General features: G+C 75.0%; 7 protein-coding genes. 1 reads left to right on the top strand and 6 read right to left on the bottom strand.

Annotation, left to right across the window (positions count from 1 at the left end; genetic code table 11):
* Positions 1-30: 30 nt before the first annotated feature.
* From ACBR40_RS10240 to ACBR40_RS10230, 3 genes are read right to left on the bottom strand one after another with little or no spacing between them, the layout of a single operon-like run.
* Entirely contained in the window at positions 31-558 is a 528-nt protein-coding gene (locus tag ACBR40_RS10240; protein ID WP_371248488.1) for a hypothetical protein, read from the bottom strand.
* Positions 555-734, bottom strand: coding sequence for an acyl-CoA carboxylase epsilon subunit (locus ACBR40_RS10235; RefSeq protein WP_371248487.1), 180 nt, complete (start codon positions 732-734; stop codon positions 555-557). The genes ACBR40_RS10240 and ACBR40_RS10235 overlap by 4 nt, the downstream gene beginning before the upstream one ends.
* On the bottom strand, positions 731-2,323 hold the full coding sequence (locus ACBR40_RS10230; protein ID WP_371248486.1) for an acyl-CoA carboxylase subunit beta: 1,593 nt from the start codon (positions 2,321-2,323) through the stop codon (positions 731-733). Before ACBR40_RS10230 ends, ACBR40_RS10235 begins: the two co-directional genes overlap by 4 nt.
* A 260-nt stretch (positions 2,324-2,583) precedes the next feature.
* Between ACBR40_RS10230 and ACBR40_RS10225 the strand changes: the two genes are divergently transcribed.
* Positions 2,584-3,219, top strand: a complete 636-nt coding sequence (locus ACBR40_RS10225; RefSeq protein WP_344206850.1) for a 4'-phosphopantetheinyl transferase superfamily protein — start codon at positions 2,584-2,586, stop codon at positions 3,217-3,219.
* An 18-nt stretch (positions 3,220-3,237) separates the two neighbouring features.
* Here the strand turns inward: ACBR40_RS10225 and ACBR40_RS10220 are convergent, their stop codons facing one another.
* From ACBR40_RS10220 to ACBR40_RS10210, 3 genes are read right to left on the bottom strand one after another with little or no spacing between them, the layout of a single operon-like run.
* The gene (locus ACBR40_RS10220) at positions 3,238-4,215 is read right to left on the bottom strand and encodes a threonine/serine dehydratase (RefSeq protein WP_371248485.1); all 978 of its coding nucleotides are present in this window, start codon (positions 4,213-4,215) and stop codon (positions 3,238-3,240) included.
* A 14-nt stretch (positions 4,216-4,229) separates the two neighbouring features.
* Positions 4,230-12,416 carry an amino acid adenylation domain-containing protein gene (locus tag ACBR40_RS10215; RefSeq protein ID WP_371248484.1) on the bottom strand — a complete coding sequence of 2,729 codons (8,187 nt, stop codon included), beginning with the start codon at positions 12,414-12,416 and terminating at the stop codon, positions 4,230-4,232.
* Complete coding sequence (locus ACBR40_RS10210) at positions 12,413-17,134, bottom strand: amino acid adenylation domain-containing protein (RefSeq protein WP_371248483.1); 4,722 nt, start codon at positions 17,132-17,134, stop codon at positions 12,413-12,415. Before ACBR40_RS10210 ends, ACBR40_RS10215 begins: the two co-directional genes overlap by 4 nt.
* Positions 17,135-17,381: the final 247 nt, after the last annotated feature.

Raw genomic sequence — 17,381 nt, 5'->3', positions numbered from 1 at the left:
GCGCGGCGCGGCCGGCGGTCGAACGAGTGGCTACGACCCGGCGCTCTCGGTCAGCGGGTCCACGTTCCACTGCGCGGGCAGATCACCGCCGCAGAAGACGCAGACGAAGTCGCCCTCGCGGACGATGTTGTGCTCCTGGCACCCGGGACAGCGCCGGAACACCACCTCATGGGTGAAGCCGGACGGACGCCCGACCCCTGCGCGATCGAGGGCCTGGGCGACCGACGGCCACGAGCTGACGTCCGGGCAGTACCCGGTCGAATGGTTGCTGACGTCGCCCACGACCCATCGGCCCGCCTCGCGGGCGAAGCCGATCTCGCCGGCGCTCAGGACCGGTCGTCCGCCCGCACAGGCCACGTGCTCGCTGCGTCGCGGGGCCAGCAGCAGCACGCCGTCCGCGCCGACCACGAAGGTGAACGGCTCGGCCAGCTCGGCGGCGGAACGCCCGGCGACCCAGCTGTCGAAATCGGCCGCCGAGCCGATCCGGCGGCCGCCGCTGCCGGGCGGGACCGCGGCCTTCAGCTCGGCCGGTCCCACGTACCGATAGCTCCGCCTCACACTGTCATCCGTCCGGCCGCGGGAGGTCGCGGGAGGTCCCCCGCCTGGATCCAGGGAGCCGTACGGCGGGCCGGGCGCGGCGGGGCGGCGGCGGTGGCACGCAGCCGGAGCGCGCAGATCAGCGCGCAGATCTCCTCGGCCGTGGGCGCTCCGGCGAGCACTTTGATCTCGTTCACATCGGTGGGTTTCCGTGCTTGCGGTAGGGCGGGGGCACGTGCTTGGCACGCAGCAGTTCGAGCGCCCGGCCCAGCCGCGCCCGGGTGTCGCGGGGGTGGATGATGTCGTCCACCAGGCCGCGTTCGGCCGCGTAGTAGGGGTGCATGAGCGCGCGGCGGTACTCCTCCACCCGGGTGACCCGCTGCTGCTCAGGGTCGGGTGAGGAGGCGATCTCCCGGCGGAAGATGACGTTCGCCGCGCCTTCCGCGCCCATGACCGCGATCTCGTTCGTGGGCCACGCGAAGGACAGGTCCGCGCCGATCGAGCGGGAGTCCATCACGATGTAGGCGCCCCCGTACGCCTTGCGGACGATGACCTGGATGCGGGGGACGCTGGCCGCGCAGTACGCGTACAGCAGCTTGGCCCCGTGCCTGATGACGCCGCCGTGCTCCTGGTCGGCGCCGGGCAGGAAGCCCGGGACGTCGACGAGGCTGACGAGCGGGATGTTGAAGGCGTCGCACATCTGGATGAAGCGGGAGCCCTTCTCCGAGGCCGCGATGTCCAGCACGCCCGCCAGATGGGACGGCTGGTTGGCCACGATCCCGATCACGTGACCGCCGAGCCTGCCGAGCCCGCAGATGAGGTTGGGCGCCCAGCCCTGGTGGAACTCGAAAAACTGGCCGTCGTCGACGATCTCCTCGATGACGGCCGCCATGTCGTAGCTCTGCGCGGGGTCGCTCGGGACGAGGTCCACGAGCGGGTCGTTGGGGCGGTTCACCGGGTCGGCGCAGGGGGCGACCGGGGGCAGCTCCTGGTTGTTGGGCGGCAGCATGGAGAGCAGGAAGCGTACGTCCTCCAGGCACATCAGCTCGTCGTCGTAGACGAAGCCGGCCACGCCCGAGCGGGTGCCGTGAACCCCGGCGCCGCCCAGCGCCTCGCGGCTGATGTCCTCGCCGGTCACGGCCCGCACCACGTCGGGTCCGGTGATGAACATCTGCGCCGTGCCCTGCACCATGAAGACGAAGTCGGTGAGCGCGGGCGAGTAGGCCGCGCCTCCCGCGCAGGGCCCGAGCATGACGCTGATCTGCGGGACGACGCCGGACATGCGGACGTGCCTGCGGAAGATGCCGCCGTAACCGGCGAGCGCCGTCACCCCTTCCTGGATGCGTGCTCCCGCCCCGTCGTTGAGGCCGATCAGCGGCACCTTGGCGGAGGCGGCCAGATCCATGACCTTGTGGATCTTGTCCGCGTGGGCCGCGCCGAGCGCGCCGCCGAAGATGCGGAAGTCGTGGGCGTACACCATGACGTCCTGCCCGTGCACCTTCCCCCACCCGGCGACGACACCGTCGGTGTACGGCCGCCGGGCCTCCAGCCCGAAGCCGGTGGCGGTGTGCCTGCGGAACGGTTCGACCTCGACGAACGATCCCGGGTCGAGAAGGGCGTCCAGGCGCTCCCGTACGGTCAGCTTGCCCGCGGCGTGCTGCTTCTCGGTGGCCACAGGATCCGGCCCCTGGATGATGCGGTCCCGCACCAGTTCGAGTTCGGCGATCCTGTCGCGCATGGTTTCCTGCGGCAGCTGGCTCACAGGAGTCGGCGCGGTCTTGCTCATACAACCCCCACCGTGAAAAGCCAGTGAAATGAATATCGGCAACGCCTGCCAGGCGGACATTACGGGGAGTGCTGAAACAGGCCAACCCCTAACCATTAGGGGTGTCCCGGCGGTGACGGTCTTCCGTATCGTCCCTCATGTCGGCTAGAGGAACTGTGCCGCCAGGAGGGTACGCGAACAATGACCGCCACTGATCGGAGTTCATGGGCGGCGTTTCAGCCCAGCCTCAGCACATTCGACCCGACTTATCGTTCTTTCTCATGATAGAGGACCTCATGCCGCCCGGCGTGATCACCGCCGAGGTCTTCGCCGACCCACCGGACGCCGCGCTGTTCCCGGAGGAAGCGGCTCTGGTCGCGCGCGCCGTGGAGGCACGGCGGACCGAGTTCACCACGGGACGCCACTGCGCCCGTACGGCCCTCGCCGGCCTCGGACTGCCGCCGACGCCGATCCTGACCGGACCGCGCGGCGAGCCGCTGTGGCCCGACGGCGTGGTGGGCACCATCACGCACTGCCGCGGCTACCGCGCGGCCGCGGTGGCGCGCACTCCGGACGTCCTCAGCATCGGCATGGACGCCGAGCCACGCGAGCCGCTGCCCCCCGGAGTCCTGGACGCCATCGCCCTGCCCCAGGAGCGGACCTGGGCGGAGAGCGCCCAGGAACGGGGCCGCCTGCTGTTCACCATGAAGGAGTCGGTCTTCAAGGCGTGGTACCCGCTCACCCACCGCAACCTGGGCTTCGACGAGGCCGAGATCATCGTCAACGACACCGGCACGTTCACCGCGAAGCTGCTGGTTCCCGGCCCCGTCGGCGAGTTCACCGGCCGATGGGCCGTCTCGGACGGATTCGTGGCCAGCGCGATCGTGTGGGGCACGAACCCGCCGTCAGGCATGTGACCGCCGTCGAGGGCAGGGTCAATTGACCTCCTGGATCCGGCCGCCCGGCCGCACCATCGGCCCCTCCCCGGTCGCCGCGCCGGTCGCGACGTTGCCGCCGGAGAGGACCGCGACCACGGGCCCCGGCGGCAGGTGCGTCCGGTGGGCGAGGTAGGCGGCCGTGGTGACCGCGCCGCTGGGCTCGGCGCGTTCCCCCAGCTCCCGCCAGAGCAGGCCGGCGGCGGCGTCGATGGCGTCCTCGGTCACGGTCACCATGTCGTCCACGTACCGGTGGATGTGCTCCCAGGCCAGGGCCCCCAGCACCGGGCCGCGCAGCCCGTCGGCCCGGGTGCGGTAGGTCAGCTCGACCGGCCATGCCGTCCGCGTGCCGGAGCGGAAGCTGGCCGCACCGTCGGCGGCCAGCTCGGGCTCGACGCCGATCACCCGGATCGCCGGGTCGGCGGCCTTGACCGCCACGGCGACCCCGGCGAGCAGGCCGCCGTTGCAGACGGGCACCAGGACGGACCCCGCGTCCGGCAGATCCCGGCCGATCTCGGCCCCGGCGCTGCCGTGCCCGGCGATGACGTCGAACGCGTCGGAGCCGATCACCGTCGCGCCGAACCGTTCGGCCAGCGCCAGGCAGGCCTCCTCCCGCAGGGCGGGCGGCACGATCACCACCTCGGCGCCGAGCCGGCGCGCGGCGCTCACCTTCAGCTCCGGCGCCGTGTCCGGCAGGACGACGGTCGCCCGGATGCCCTGTTCGGCAGCGGCGTAGGCGATGGCCTGGGCGTGGTTGCCCGACGACTGCGCGATCACGTGCCGTACGCCCTGCCCGGCCAGCCGGACCACGGCGTTGACCGCGCCGCGCACCTTGAACGAGCGGGTGGGCTGCCGGTTCTCCGGCTTGACCCAGAGCCGTTCGCCGGGCAGCCGCAGCAGCGGCGTGCGCCGGACGTACGGGGCGATGCGCTCGCCCGCCGCCCGGATGTCGGCCGCGGTGACGAGCCTCGTGCTCACTGCGAGTTCCATGTTCACGCGCTCAGCACCCTCTCCTGAATGGCGTCCAGGTCGGCCGCGGCCTCGGACGGCGGCGCGGCGTCGGGGACGAGGTCCTCCAGGTGGTGCAGCGGCCGGTACCGCAGCCCCAGCAGTCCCCACACCACCAGGAACACGCCGCTGGCCAGCAGCACCGCCCCCGCGCCTCCGCCGGGCCCGTCGGTGAACCGCCCGGCCCACTCCGCCAGTGGATCGGCGGCGAGGAAGCCGATCGGCTGCATGGCCGTGGCGATCATGATGTTCACCGCGAGCACCCGCCCTTGCAGCTCCGGCCCCACCTTGACCTGGATGATCGACAGCCAGTGCGCGTTGCCGATGCTCATGCACGCCAGCCGGATGAACAGCCCGGCCGCGACCAGCCACACGACCGGCCACACGCCCATGAGGATCACGCCGAGCCCGGACCCGGCCACGAAGCCGATCATGCCGGTGGCCCGCCGCCGGGTGCCGCCCCACACCAGCACCACGCCGGTGCCGAGGGCCGCGCCGACACCGCCGATGGCGGTCACCGCGCCCAGGTCGGCCGAGTCGCCGATGGACAGCACGACCGGGGTGACGAGCACCCACATCAGCGCGGTGCAGAAGTTCACCACCGCGAAGTAGAGCGCCATCACCAGCAGCGGCCGCCGCCTGCGCAGGAACCGCCACCCGCCGGTGAGCGCCGCCGTGAACGTCTCCTCGCGCCGGTGGAACAGCCGGTCGGGGAAGCGCACCAGCAGCAGAGTCACGACGCCGACCGCGAACGTGGCCACGTCCACGGCCACCACCGCCGACAACCCGAACAGGCCGATCAGCGCGCCGCCCGCGAGCGGCGCGACCACGTTGCCCACGCCGAAGCCCACGTTCGCCAGCGCGTTGGCCTGCGGCAGGTACGGTTTCGGCACCAGCTGCGCGACCGCCGCCAGCCAGGCGGGCTGCTGGAACGCCGACACGACCGAGGTCACGCCCACGATGAGGCAGACGTTCCAGAACTCCAGCCCCCCGGTGGTCAGCAGCAGCACCAGCGCCACCATGGCGAGCCCGGACAGCGCGTCGCAGGCCAGCATGATCTTGCGCCGGTCCACCCGGTCGGCCAGCGCGCCGCCCAGCGGGGTGAGCAATACGGCCGGGATCTGCGCCAGCATCGTGACCAGCGCCAGGTCCAGGATCTCGCCGCTGCGCTGGTAGGCCCACACGCCGAGCGCGAACGAGCTCAGCGCCGTGCCCAGTGCCGAGACGATCTGCCCGCTCGCGACCGTGTAGAAGGGCCACAGCCGCGTACGTTCGGGTGGTCGTACCGGTTCCGGCAGTGTTCCGGCCGCCCAGCGGGTCAGGTGCTCCAGCACCAGGGCGGCCAGCGGCTCGGCCTGGTGGCGCAGGAAGTAGTGGCCGGCCCTGGGCAGCACGGCCCGCTCCACCCGTGGCGCGAACGCCGACCACTCGGCGTAGCGCTCCTCGTGCAGCTCGGTGGCGCGGTCGCGCTCGCCGACCAGGCTGAGGATCGGGGCGCGCAGCGGCGTCCCCTCGCCGGCCAGCTCCTGGCTGAACCACTCCTGCGCCTGGTCGGCGTCGTGCCGCATGGCGCGTACGGCGGTCCGCTTGGCGGCCTCGTCCATGTCGTCGAGCAGCCCGCCCGAGGCGCGCAGCGCGTCGCGGAACATCCGGTCCGACACCCAGCGGTCGCCGCCGAACAGCCGCCTGATCGCGCCGGGCAGCCGGGCCGCGGGGAAGCTCGCGGCGGCGATCACGCCCAGCACGGGCACGCCGTCCGCCTCCAGCCGGCGCGCGAGCGCGACGGCGGGCGCGGAGCCCACGCAGTGGCCGTAGATCGCGACCGGGCCCGACGCGCTCTCCGCCACCTCGGCGGCCAGCACGTCCACCAGCTCCTCCAGCGGCAGCGGCGGCTCGTCGGGGCGGGCGGGGTCGTGGCCGGGCAGTTCGGCCGAGAGCACCTCCACCCGGTCGCCGAGCGCCTTGGCCAGCGGCTGGTACACCGCCGCGGAACCGCCGCCGTACGGCACGCACACCAGCGTGAACTCGCTGGTACGGCCGCCGCCCAGGCGGTGCAGCAGCCCGCCGCCGTCCTCGCGCCCGAGGAACGCGGCCAGCTCGGCGACGGCGGGCCGGGTGAACAGGTCGATCACCCGCAGCCCGCGACCGATCTCCTTGACCGCGCGCACCGCGGCGAACGAGTCGCCGCCGAGGGCGAAGAAGTCGTCGCCCGCCCCCACCCGCTCGACGCCGAGCACCTGGGCGAAGACCCCGGCGACCAGCTCCTCGTTCGGGGTCGAGGGCGCCGCGTACGCGGCCTGCTCCGCCACCGGCTCGGGCAGGGCGGCCCGGTCGATCTTCCCGTTGGGGTTGAGCGGAAGCCGGTCGAGCGCCACGACGTGCGCCGGCACCATGTAGTCGGGCAGCCGCTCGCGCAGCGCCGAGCGCACGGCCGCGGCCTCCACGGTCGCGGGCGTCACCCAGGCGGCGAGCTGCCTGGCCTTGCCCTCGCCGACGGGCAGCACCACGGCCTCGGCGACCTGCGGCAGCGCCCGCAGCGCGGTGGTGACCTCGCCCAGCTCCACGCGGTAGCCGCGCACCTTGACCTGGTCGTCCACCCGGCCGCGGAACTCGATCCGCCCGTCGGAGGTGACGCGCAGCAGGTCGCCGCTGCGGTAGCAGCGTCCCTCCCCGGTCAGCGGGTCGGGGACGAACCGCTCGGCGGTCAGCTCGGGCCGGCCGATGTAGCCGCGGGTGACGCCGGGGCCGCCGACCACCAGCTCGCCGGGCACGCCGGGCGGCACCGGCCGCAGCGCGGCGTCCACCAGGTGCCCGTACACGCCGGGCAGCGGACGGCCCAGCGGCACGATGCCGGTCCGCCGGTCGGCGGGGATCTCCTCGGTGTCGCACACCAGGCAGATCATCGTGGACTCGGTGTGGCCGTAGTGGCTCTGGATCCTGAGCCCGGGCCGGGCGGCCCTGGCCCGCTCCACCAGGTCCCACGGGCACGCCTCGCCCGCCAGGATCAGCAGCTCGCGCGGCAGCACGGCGGCCAGGTCGCCGCCCGAGGCCAGCAGCTCCAGGTGGCTCGGCACGCACTTGACGACGTCCACCCGGTGCTCGGCGAGGTAGCCGGCGAACGCGGCCGGGTCCATCGCGGTCTCGCGCGGCACCAGGTGCACCGTCCCGCCCGTGGTCAGCGCGCCGAACACGCAGGTCAGGCCGAAGTCGGCGGCGGGCGTGGAGACCACGGCGAACGACCCGCCGGGCACGCCGATGCGCGGCAGCATGCCGCCCAGGTAGTTCAGCACGCCGCCGTGCTCGGCGGCCACCGCCTTGGGCGTGCCGGTGGACCCCGACGTGAAGATCACGTGGTGCAGGTGCTCGGGACGTACGTCGACCTCGGGGCGGGTGTCCGGCAGGGACGGCGGCCGGTCGAGCGTCAGCACCCGCCTGCCGTCCCCGATCAGGTGCGCGAACTCGCCCACCGTCACCACGGCCCGCACCCCTGCGGCCTCCAGCATCGCGGCGATCCGCGCCGCCGGGTACGCCGGGTCCATCGGCAGGTAGCCGCCGCCCGACTTCTGGATGCCGAACAGCGCGCACGCCAGGTCCGCGCCCGGCTCCAGCAGCACGCCGACCGGCTCGTCCGCGCCCACCCCGGCCTCAAGCAGCCAGTGCGCGATCCGGTTCGCGGCCGACTCCAGCTCCGCGTACGTCAGGGCACGGTCGGCGCCCACCACGGCCGGGGCGCCGGGAGTCTCGTCCACCCAGCGCTCGATCAGGTGGTGCACCGCCCCGGCGGCCGGCTCGGGCGGCGGCCCGCCGGCCACGACCGGGCCGGTCACCGGCTCCAGCGGCACCGCGCCCACCGGCGCGTCCAGGTCGGCGAGCAGCCCGTCGAGCAGCGCCGTGTACCAGCGGGTCAGCTTGGCCGCGGTGCCCGGCTCGAACAGGTCGGTCCGGTAGGCGAGCCCGCCGCGCAGCGGCACGCCCGGCCCCTCGTCGACGACGTGCCAGCTCAGGTCGAACTTGGTGGTCAGCTCCGGCAGGTGGATCTCGGACGCCTCCAGGCCGGCCAGCTCCGGCCGCGCCACGCCGGAGATGTAGTTGAGCATCACCTGGAACAGGGGCGTGGCCGCCAGGTTCCGCTCCGGCCGCAGCCGGTCCACCACCCGGTCGAACGGCGTGCCCGCGTGCGCGAGCGCGCCCAGCGCGGACTCCCGCGCGCGGGCCAGCAGGTCGCGCCCGGTCGGGTCGCCGCCCACGTCGGTCCGTACGACGACGGTGTTGAGGAAGCAGCCCACGACGCCTTCGGTGTCGGGGTGGTCGCGGCCGGAGACCGGCACGCCGACCGCGATGTCCGCGCTCGCCGACAGCCTGGCCAGCAGCGCCTGCAGCCCGGCCAGCAGCACGATGAACGGCGTGGACCGGTAGGCGGCGGCCACCGCCCTGACGCGCTCGCTCAGCCCGGCCGGCAGCTCCAGGTCGAGCGCGGCCCCGCCGGGGTCGGGCACCGCGGGGCGCGGCCGGTCGGTGGGCAGGTCGAGCACCGGCGGCAGGCCGTCCAGGTGCCCGGCCCACCAGTCCAGGTCGGCCGGGTCGGGGACCGGCGACACCTCGGCGTACTGCGCGGGCGGCGGGTCGAGCGGGGGGCGCAGGCCGAGGCGGGCGGCGTACAGGCCGGACAGCTCCGACAGCAGCAGCCCGCGCGTCCACGCGTCGGTGGCGATGTGGTGGAAGGTGAGCGAGAGCACGTGCTCGTCGTCGCCCCCAGCATCGCCGCCAGTATCGCCGACCGTGAGCAGCACCGCCCGCATCGGCGGCTCGCGGTCCAGCGCGAACGGCGTGGCCAGGTGCACGGCCAGCACGTCCTCGACCTCCGACCGGTCCACGCGCGCGGTGGACACGGGCACCTCGCCGGCGTCGCGCACCACCATCACCGGCTCGGGGCCGGAGTCGTCGATCACGCCGCGCAGCACGTGGTGCCGCTCGGCCAGGTCGCGTACCGCGCCCAGCAGCGCCTCCGCCCGCAGCGGGCCGCGCAGCCGCAGCGCCACCGGCACGTTGTAGGCGCTGCTGTCCGGTTCGAGCTGCGCCAGGAACCACAGCCTGGCCTGCACCCCGGACAGCGGCACCGGCCCGTCCGCCGGCGCGCGCCGCACCCGCGCGGCCTCGGCCGGGCGGGGGAGCGCGGCGGCCAGGTCGGCCAGCACCGGGTGCTCGAACAGCAGCCGCACCGGCACCGCCGCGCCCAGCCGCTCCCGCAGCCGCCCGGCCACCCGGGTCGCCGCGAACGAGTGCCCGCCGAGGGCGAAGAAGTCGTCGTCCGCCCACACCTCCGCGAGGCCGAGCACGTCGGCCCAGACCTCGCCCACCAGGCGCTCCGCCGGAGTGCCCAGCGGCACCCGCACCGCGGGCCCCGCCTCGGGCACGGGCAGCGCGGCCCGGTCCACCTTGCCGTTCGGGGTGAGCGGCAGCGCCTCCAGCACGCCGATCGCGGCCGGCACCATGTAGTCGGGCAGCCGCTCGCGCAGCGCCGCCCGCACCTCGGCCGCGTCCACCGTCGCCGGGGTCACCCAGGCGGCCAGGCGCCGCTCCATGCCGGCGCCGACCGGCTGCACGTACGCCTCCGCGACCTGCGGCAGGGCCCGCAGCGCCGCGGCGACCTCGCCCAGCTCGACGCGGAAGCCGCGCACCTTCACCTGGTCGTCGATCCGCCCCAGGAACTCGACGATCCCGTCCCCGGTCACCCTGACCCGGTCGCCGGTGCGGTACCAGCCGCCGGTGAAGCGCTCCGCGGTGAGGTCGGGGCGGCCCAGGTAGCCGCGGGCCACGCTGGGCCCGCCGATCCACAACTCGCCGGGAACGCCGGGCGGCAGCGCCCGCCCGGACGGGTCGGCCACCCGGCACACCACGTCGGCCAGCGGCCGGCCCAGCGGCGCCCGGCCGGGTGAGCTCTCGCTCGCGTCGCAGGCCAGCACCGACACCGTGGTCTCGGTGGGGCCGTAGTGGATCTGCACCTCCAGGTCCGGCCGCGCCTCACGGACCCGCGCCACCAGGTCCGCCGGCACCGCCTCACCGGCGAGGATCAGCAGCTTCTCCGGTAACGCGGCCGTGCCGAGGAGTTCGAGCTGGCTGGGCACCATCTTGATCGCGTCCACCGGGTGCGCCGCCAGCCGGGCGGCGAACGCGGCCGGGTCGGTGGCCGTCTCGTGGTCGATCAGGTGGAGGGTGGCGCCCGTGGTCAGCGCGCACCACACGTTCGTCATGCCGAGGTCGGCGGCGGCGGTGGAGACCAGCGCGTACGAGGTCAGCCCCGAGGGGACGACCTCGGCCACCGCGCTGAGATAGTGCGTGATGTGCCGGTGCTCGACCGCGACCCCCTTCGGCCGCCCGGTCGAGCCCGAGGTGTAGATCACGTACGCCAGATGCTCCGGCCGCACGGTCACGCCGGGGCGCTCGGCGGAGGCGTCCGCGGCGGCGGCCAGCTCGACGTCCGTGAGCACGAACCGCGTCCCGGCGTCGGCCACCACCGCCTGGTTGCGCCGCTCCGGATAGACCGGGTCGAGCGGCAGGTAGGCCGCGCCCGCCTTGAGCACGCCGAGCATGGCGACCACCAGCTCGGGCCGCCGCTCCAGCAGCACGCCGACCGGCTCCTCCGGCCGCACCCCGCTCGCCAGCAGCCACTGGGCCACCTGGTTGGCGCGGCGGTCCAGCTCCGCGTAGGTCAGCGAGCCGACCGCGACCGCGTCCGGGCGGGCGTCGGCCACCCGCTCGACCAGCGTGTGCAGCGGCACGTCCACGGGCAGGTCCGCGTCCCGGCCGCGCAGGTCGTCGCCGGCCGGCAGCCGCACCGGCGCGTCCGGGTCGGTGAGCATGCCGTCCAGCAGCTCCAGGTACCAGGCGGCGAGCCGCCGCACGGTGGCCTCGTCGAACAGGTCCGTACGGTAACGCAGCTCGCCCGCGAACCCGGTGCCGTCGTCGCCGAGCTCCAGGTTCAGGTCGAACTTCGCGGTCGGCGCGTCCGGCGACCCGGCCTCGACCTCCAGCCCGGCCAGCGACACCGGCGCGCCGGTGTCGTAGACGTTGAGCATCACCTGGAACAGCGGCGTGACCGCGAGGTTCCGCTCCGGCTGCAGCCGCTCCACGATCCGCTCGAACGGCGTGCCGGCGTGCGCGTACGCGTCCAGCGCCGCCGTGCGCGCCCGCGCCAGCAGCTCCGCGCCGGTCGGGTCGCCCGAGGTGTCGCCGCGCACCACCAGGGTGTTGACGAAACAGCCGACGACCCGCTCGGCGTCGGGATGGTGACGGCCCGCGTGCGGCACCCCGATGGCGACGTCCTCGACGCCGGACAGGCGGCTCAGCAACGCCTGCAACCCGGCCAGGAACACCATGAACGGCGACGTCCCCGCCACCGCGCGCACCTTCGCGGCCAGCGGCGCGGGCACCTCCAACGGGACCGCCGCGCCCTCCCATCCGGGCACGGACGGGCGCGGGCGGGCGAGCGGCAGGTCGAGCACCGGCGGCAGGCCCGCCAGGTGCCCGGCCCACCAGTCGAGGTCGGTGTCCGGCCGCCCGGCCTCCCACGCGGCCACGTCCGCGTACTGCAGGGCGGGGGGAGCGGGGGGCGGCTCCAGGCCGAGGCGGGCGGCGTACAGGCGGGCGAGATCGTCCAGCAGCACGCGTTCCGACCAGGCGTCGGTGGCGATGTGGTGCAGGGTGAGCGCGAGCACGCACTCGTCGCCCGCGAGCCGGAACACCGTGGCCCGCAGGGGCGGCTCGGCCTCCAGCCGGAACGGCCGCCAGGCGTGCGCGGTCAGCTCGCGCTCCAGCTCCGCCGGGTCCACGTCCACCACGGGCACCGGCACGGCGGCGACGGGACGCACCCGCCCGTCCTCGATGACGCCGCGCAGGACCCAGTGCCGCTCGGCCAGGTCCGCCACCGCGCCGGTGAGGGCGGCGACGTCCACCGGGCCGCGCAGCCGCAGCGTCAGCGGCACGTTGTAGGCAGGTGTGTCCGGTTCGAGCTGGGCCAGGAACCACAGCCGCTCCTGCGCCGGCGACAGCGGCATGTCCGTGGCCGACGTCGCCGGGATGCCGGGGGCGGCGGCCTTCTCGTTCTGCTTCAGCGCGGCGGCGAGCCTGGACCGGACGAGTTCGGCGATCCGGTCCTCACGTACTTCGGTCATCCCTCGTTCCCCTCCATCAGGTCGGCGGCCAGCAGCTCCTCCAGCGCGGCGGCGAAGTCGGCGAGCACCGGGCGGTCGAACAGCAACCGCACGGGCACGGCGAGCTGCAACATCTCGCGCAGGCGGGCGGCCACCCTGGTCGCGGCGAACGAGGCCCCGCCGAGGGCGAAGAAGTCGTCGCCGGCCCAGACCTCGGGCCGTTCGAGCACCTCGGCCCAGACGGCGGCCACCAGGCGCTCGGCGTCGGTGGCCGGCGCGACCCGCGCCGGGTCGGGGCCGGTGTCCGGCTCGGGCAGCGCGGCCCGGTCCACCTTGCCGCTGGGCAGCGTGGGCAGGGCCGGCAGGGCGACCCAGCGGCGCGGCACCATGTGGCCGGGCAGCCGGGACCGGGCGTGCCGCTCGATCGCGGCCAGGTCCGCCGTCTCGGGCGCGACGTAGCCGACCAGGTGGGCTTGCGCGTCGGTGCCCGCCACGGTCACCGCGGCGTCGGCGAGCTCGCGCAGCACGGCCTCGATCTCGCCCAGCTCGATCCGGTAGCCGCGGACCTTCACCTGGTGGTCGCGGCGGCCGTGGAACTCCAGCGTCCCGTCCGGCCGCCAGCGCACCAGGTCGCCCGTGCGGTAGCACCGGCCGCCCGGCGTGAACGGGTCGGCCACGAAGGCGGCCGCGGTCAGCTCGGGGCGGCCCCGGTAGCCGCGGGCCACGCCGGCGCCGCCCAGCAGCAGCTCGCCGACCGCGCCCGGCGGCACCAGCCGCAGCCGCGCGTCCACCACGTACGCCCGCTCGCCCGGCATCGGCGACCCGATCGGCACCCGGTCGGCCTCGTGCGCGCGCACCCGGTGCAGCGTCGAGGTGACGGTGGTCTCGGTGGGACCGTAGGCGTTCCACAGCTCGCCGACGCGGAGCAGGATCTGCTCGGCCAGCGCCGGGTCCAGGGCCTCGCCGCCGGCGACGGCGCGCAGCGCCGGGCCGCCCGCCCAGCCGGCCGCGACCAGCATCCGGTACGAGGTCGGCACCAGGTCGATCACCGTGGCCCCGCTCGTGGTGATCAGCTCCGCCAGCGCGTGCCCGTCGGCGGCCGTGGCCCGGTCCACCACCACCGACGTGCCGCCGGCGGTCAGGACGCTCCACAGCTCGGAGGCCGAGGCGTCGAAGCTCAGCGGCGCGACCGCGGGCTGCACGTCGGCCGGGCCGAGGCGGAGCGTCGAGATCATCCCGGCCACGAGGGCGGCCAGGCCGCCGTGGGTGACCTCGACCCCCTTGGGGGCGCCGGTGGAGCCGGAGGTGTAGGTGAGGTACGCCAGGTCGTCGGCGCGGACCTCCGGCAGGTCCGCACGCGGACCCGCCGCGAGCCGGTCCGCGTCGAGCGCCACCGGCCCTGTTTCAGTGGGCGTTTCGCCGCGCGTGAGCACCACGCGGGCGCCCGCGTCCTCGGTCAGCAGGCGCAGCCGCTCGGCCGGGTGGTCCGGGTCCAGCGGCAGGTACGCCGCCCCGGCCCGCCACACGCCCAGCAGCACCGCGGGCAGCATGTGATCGCGCGGCACGCGGACGCCGACCACGTCGCCCCGCGACACCCCGTGCGCCAGCAGCCCGGCCGCGATCCGGTCGGCGCGGTCGTTCAGCTCGGCGTGGCTCAGCGTGGCGCCGTCCGGGCCGACCGCCGCCGTGCCCGCCGTGTGCGACGCGAGCGCCGACGGCACCGGCGGCAGGCCGTCGGGCAGCCGCGGCCCGGCCGCGCGGGCCAGCAGCGCGGCGCGCTCGTCGGGGGTGACCGGCTCGAACGCCGCGATCACCAGGTCCGGCTCGGCCACCGCGCGCCGCAGCAGCCACAGCAGCCGGTCCAGGTACGCCTCGGCCGCCTCCCTGCCGAGCAGCGCGACCGCGTACTCCAGGTGCAGCTCGGCGCCGGCGGCCGTCCGGTTGACGAGGACGCTGAACTCGTGCACCGCCGCGCCCGAGCCGACCTCGGTCAGCAGTTCGAGGCAGCCGGCGCGCACCGGCACCTCGGCGTGCTGCATGGCCAGCAGCACCGGGGCGCGGGGCAGGTCGGCGGGCGGGACCTCCTGATGGACCAGCGCCCGCGTGCTGGCCTCCCCGGCCTGCCTGACCAGGTCGCGGAAGGTCGGCGCGGCATCCGTCCGCAGCCGCACCGGCACCGTGTCGATCAGCGGCCCGACGATCCGGGCCAGCTCCGGCTCGGCGCGCCGCGCCGCGACCATGCCGATCAGCGTGTCGGGCTCCCCGGCGGCCAGGGCGAGAGCGGCCAGGTACACCGCGAACGGGGTCGCACCGCACGCTCGGGCCAGCGCGGCCACGCCGTCCGTGAACTCCTCGGGCAGCGGCCTGATCACCCGGCCGGTCGTCAGGTCGCCGGGCGGCGGCCCCGCCACCGGCGCCCCCTCCAGCTCGGTGCGCCAGAACTCCCGCAGCCGCGCGAGGTCGGCCCGGCCCTCCTGCTCGCGCGCCGCCACGTCGCCGAGCTGCACCGCAGGCTCGGCGACGGGCTCACCCGCCAGCTCGGCGGCCAGCTCCTCCATCAGCACGCCGACGGAACCGCCGTCGAAGGCGAGGTGGTCCGTCACGAGCACCAGCTCGGCCACGTCGTCCCCTGCCGGGCACAGGCTCGCGCGCAGCAGCGGCACCTCGTTCGTCACGTCGAACACGTGCTCCGCGGCGGCCCTGGCCACCTTCACCGGGTCCGCGCCCGCCGGGTGCTCGACCAGGGGGACGGGGACGGGCGGGTGCACGACCGCGTACGGGACGCCGTCCTCGCCGACCGAGACCGTGCTGCGCAGGGCCTCGTGCCGGCGCAGGATCGTGTCGAGCGCCGCGCGCAGCGGCGCGCTTCCACCGAGGCCGCGTACGCGGAGCCGTACCGACACGGTGGTGACCGGGCTGTGCGGGTGCAGCTGGCGCAGCGTCCAGAACTCGCGTTGCGCGGCGGTGAGCGGGTGCCGGGTCGCGCCGGTCCGCCGCACCGGCGCCGACCCTGGCTCACGCAGGCGCGCCGCGAGGCCGGCCGCGGTCGGCTCGGTCAGGAACGCCGCCAGCGGCACGGTGTGCCCGAGCCGCCGTGACAGCTCCGTCACCACCCGTGCGGCGGCCAGCGAGTGCCCGCCGAGGTCGGCGAACCGGTCGTGCACGCCCACCTCAGGCAGGTCCAGCACGTCCGCGATGACCTCGGCCACCTGGCGCTCGTCGTCCGTCCGTGGCGCGACCGGCGCCTCGCTCCCCGTACGGGCGGCGCGCAGCTTGGGCAGGGCCGCGCGGTCCACCTTGCCCATCGGGGCGATCGGCAGGTCGGCGGTCACGCCGATCCTGGCCGGGACCAGGTGGTCGGGCAGGCGGTCACGCAGCCAGTCGCGCAGCTCGGGCTCGGTCACGCCGGAGGCCGCCACGTGGGCGGCGAGGTAGGCGATGCCGTCGTCGTCGGTGTCCGCCAGCACGACCGAGCGGTGCACGGCGGGGTGGCGGTCCAGCGCCGACTCGACCTCGCCCAGCTCCACCCGGTAGCCGCGGATCTTGACCTGGTCGTCGGCGCGGCCCACGTAACGCAGCAGCCCATCCACCCACCGGACCAGGTCGCCGCTGCGGTAGACGCGGGTGCCGTCCGGCTCGGTGCGGAACGCCTGCGACTCGTGGCCCAGGTAGCCGCGGGTCACGCCGGGCCCGCCGATCCACAGCTCGCCCACGTCTCCGTCGGCGACCGGCCTGCCGTCGGGGTCGCGCACGCTGAGCAGCGCGTTCGCCATCGGCCCGCCCAGCGGCGGGTCGTCCTGGGAGTCGCGGCTCACCTCATGGATGGTGCAGCCGGTGGTGCACTCGGTGGGGCCGTACATGTTGAGCACGCGGCGTACGCCCGGGTTGGCGTACATGCGGGCGACCAGGGCGGCGGTCAGCCGCTCGCCGCCGGACAGGATCATGCGCACGCCGTCCGGCAGCGGCTCGCGCAGCAGCACCGACAGCGCGGACGGGACACCGAAGACCGTGCGCACCTCGTCGCGGGCCGGCAGCGTCGGCAGCGACAGCACGTTGTCCGCCATGATCACGGTCCCGCCGGCGCAGAGCGGCGTGAAGATCTGCGTGATCGAGGCGTCGAAGCAGATGGAGGAGCCGGCCAGCATGCCGCTCAGCTCCTCGGCGGTGTAGGCGGACGCCTCCCAGCGCACGAAGTTGAGGGTGTTGCGGTGCTCCACGACCACGCCCTTGGGGCGGCCGGTGGAGCCGGAGGTGTAGATGACGTACGCGGCGTCGCCCGGCTCGCCGGGCACCTCGGGCCCGCGCGCCGCGGGCGTCGTGTCGTCGACGAGCACGGTGCCGGCGCCGGTCAGCGCCGCGGTGTCGCGCTGCGCCGCCGAGGTGACCACCACGCCCGCGCCGGAGTCCTCGGCCATGAACCGTAACCGCTCCGCCGGATAGGCCGGGTCCAGCGGCACGTAGGCCGCCCCCGCCTTCAGCACCCCGATCAGCGCGGGCACCAGCCACTCGTCGCGGCTCAGGCAGATCCCGACCAGGTCGCCGCGTCCGACACCCCTCGCGACCAGGGCGTCGGCGACCCCGTTGGCCATGCGGTCGACCTCGGCGTAGGTCAGCCGGCTCGTGCCCGCGACGACGGCCACACGATCGGGCGTACGCCGGCACTGCGCCTCCACGGCCTCGTGGAGGCGGCCGGGCGAGTCGGTGAGAGGACGGTTCGCGCCCGTCACATCCGTGTTCATGTGTCCTCTTTCCAGCAAAGGTCGAACGTGCCCGGGCGAGGTCGTCGCTGGGCGCGCGAGGTCGCGCGGGCGGCTCACCGGCGCATGGTCGGCGCGTGCGTCCGCGGCGCGGGTCTTCTCCGTGGGGTCATCTGCTCGCTTCGCAAAGGATCATTATCCTCCGCAGATCAGCATCAATGACCCGGCTTGCTACTGACTTGGAACCTGCTTGATCTTGCTTGCAGGTCAGGTCAGGGCGAGCCCGGAG

The sequence above is a fragment of the Nonomuraea sp. AD125B genome (genome assembly GCF_041402765.1).
In the GTDB taxonomy this organism is placed as follows: domain Bacteria; phylum Actinomycetota; class Actinomycetes; order Streptosporangiales; family Streptosporangiaceae; genus Nonomuraea; species Nonomuraea bangladeshensis.
Note: the sequence above shows the minus strand (reverse complement) of the source record. Positions and strands in the feature narration are given on the sequence as shown.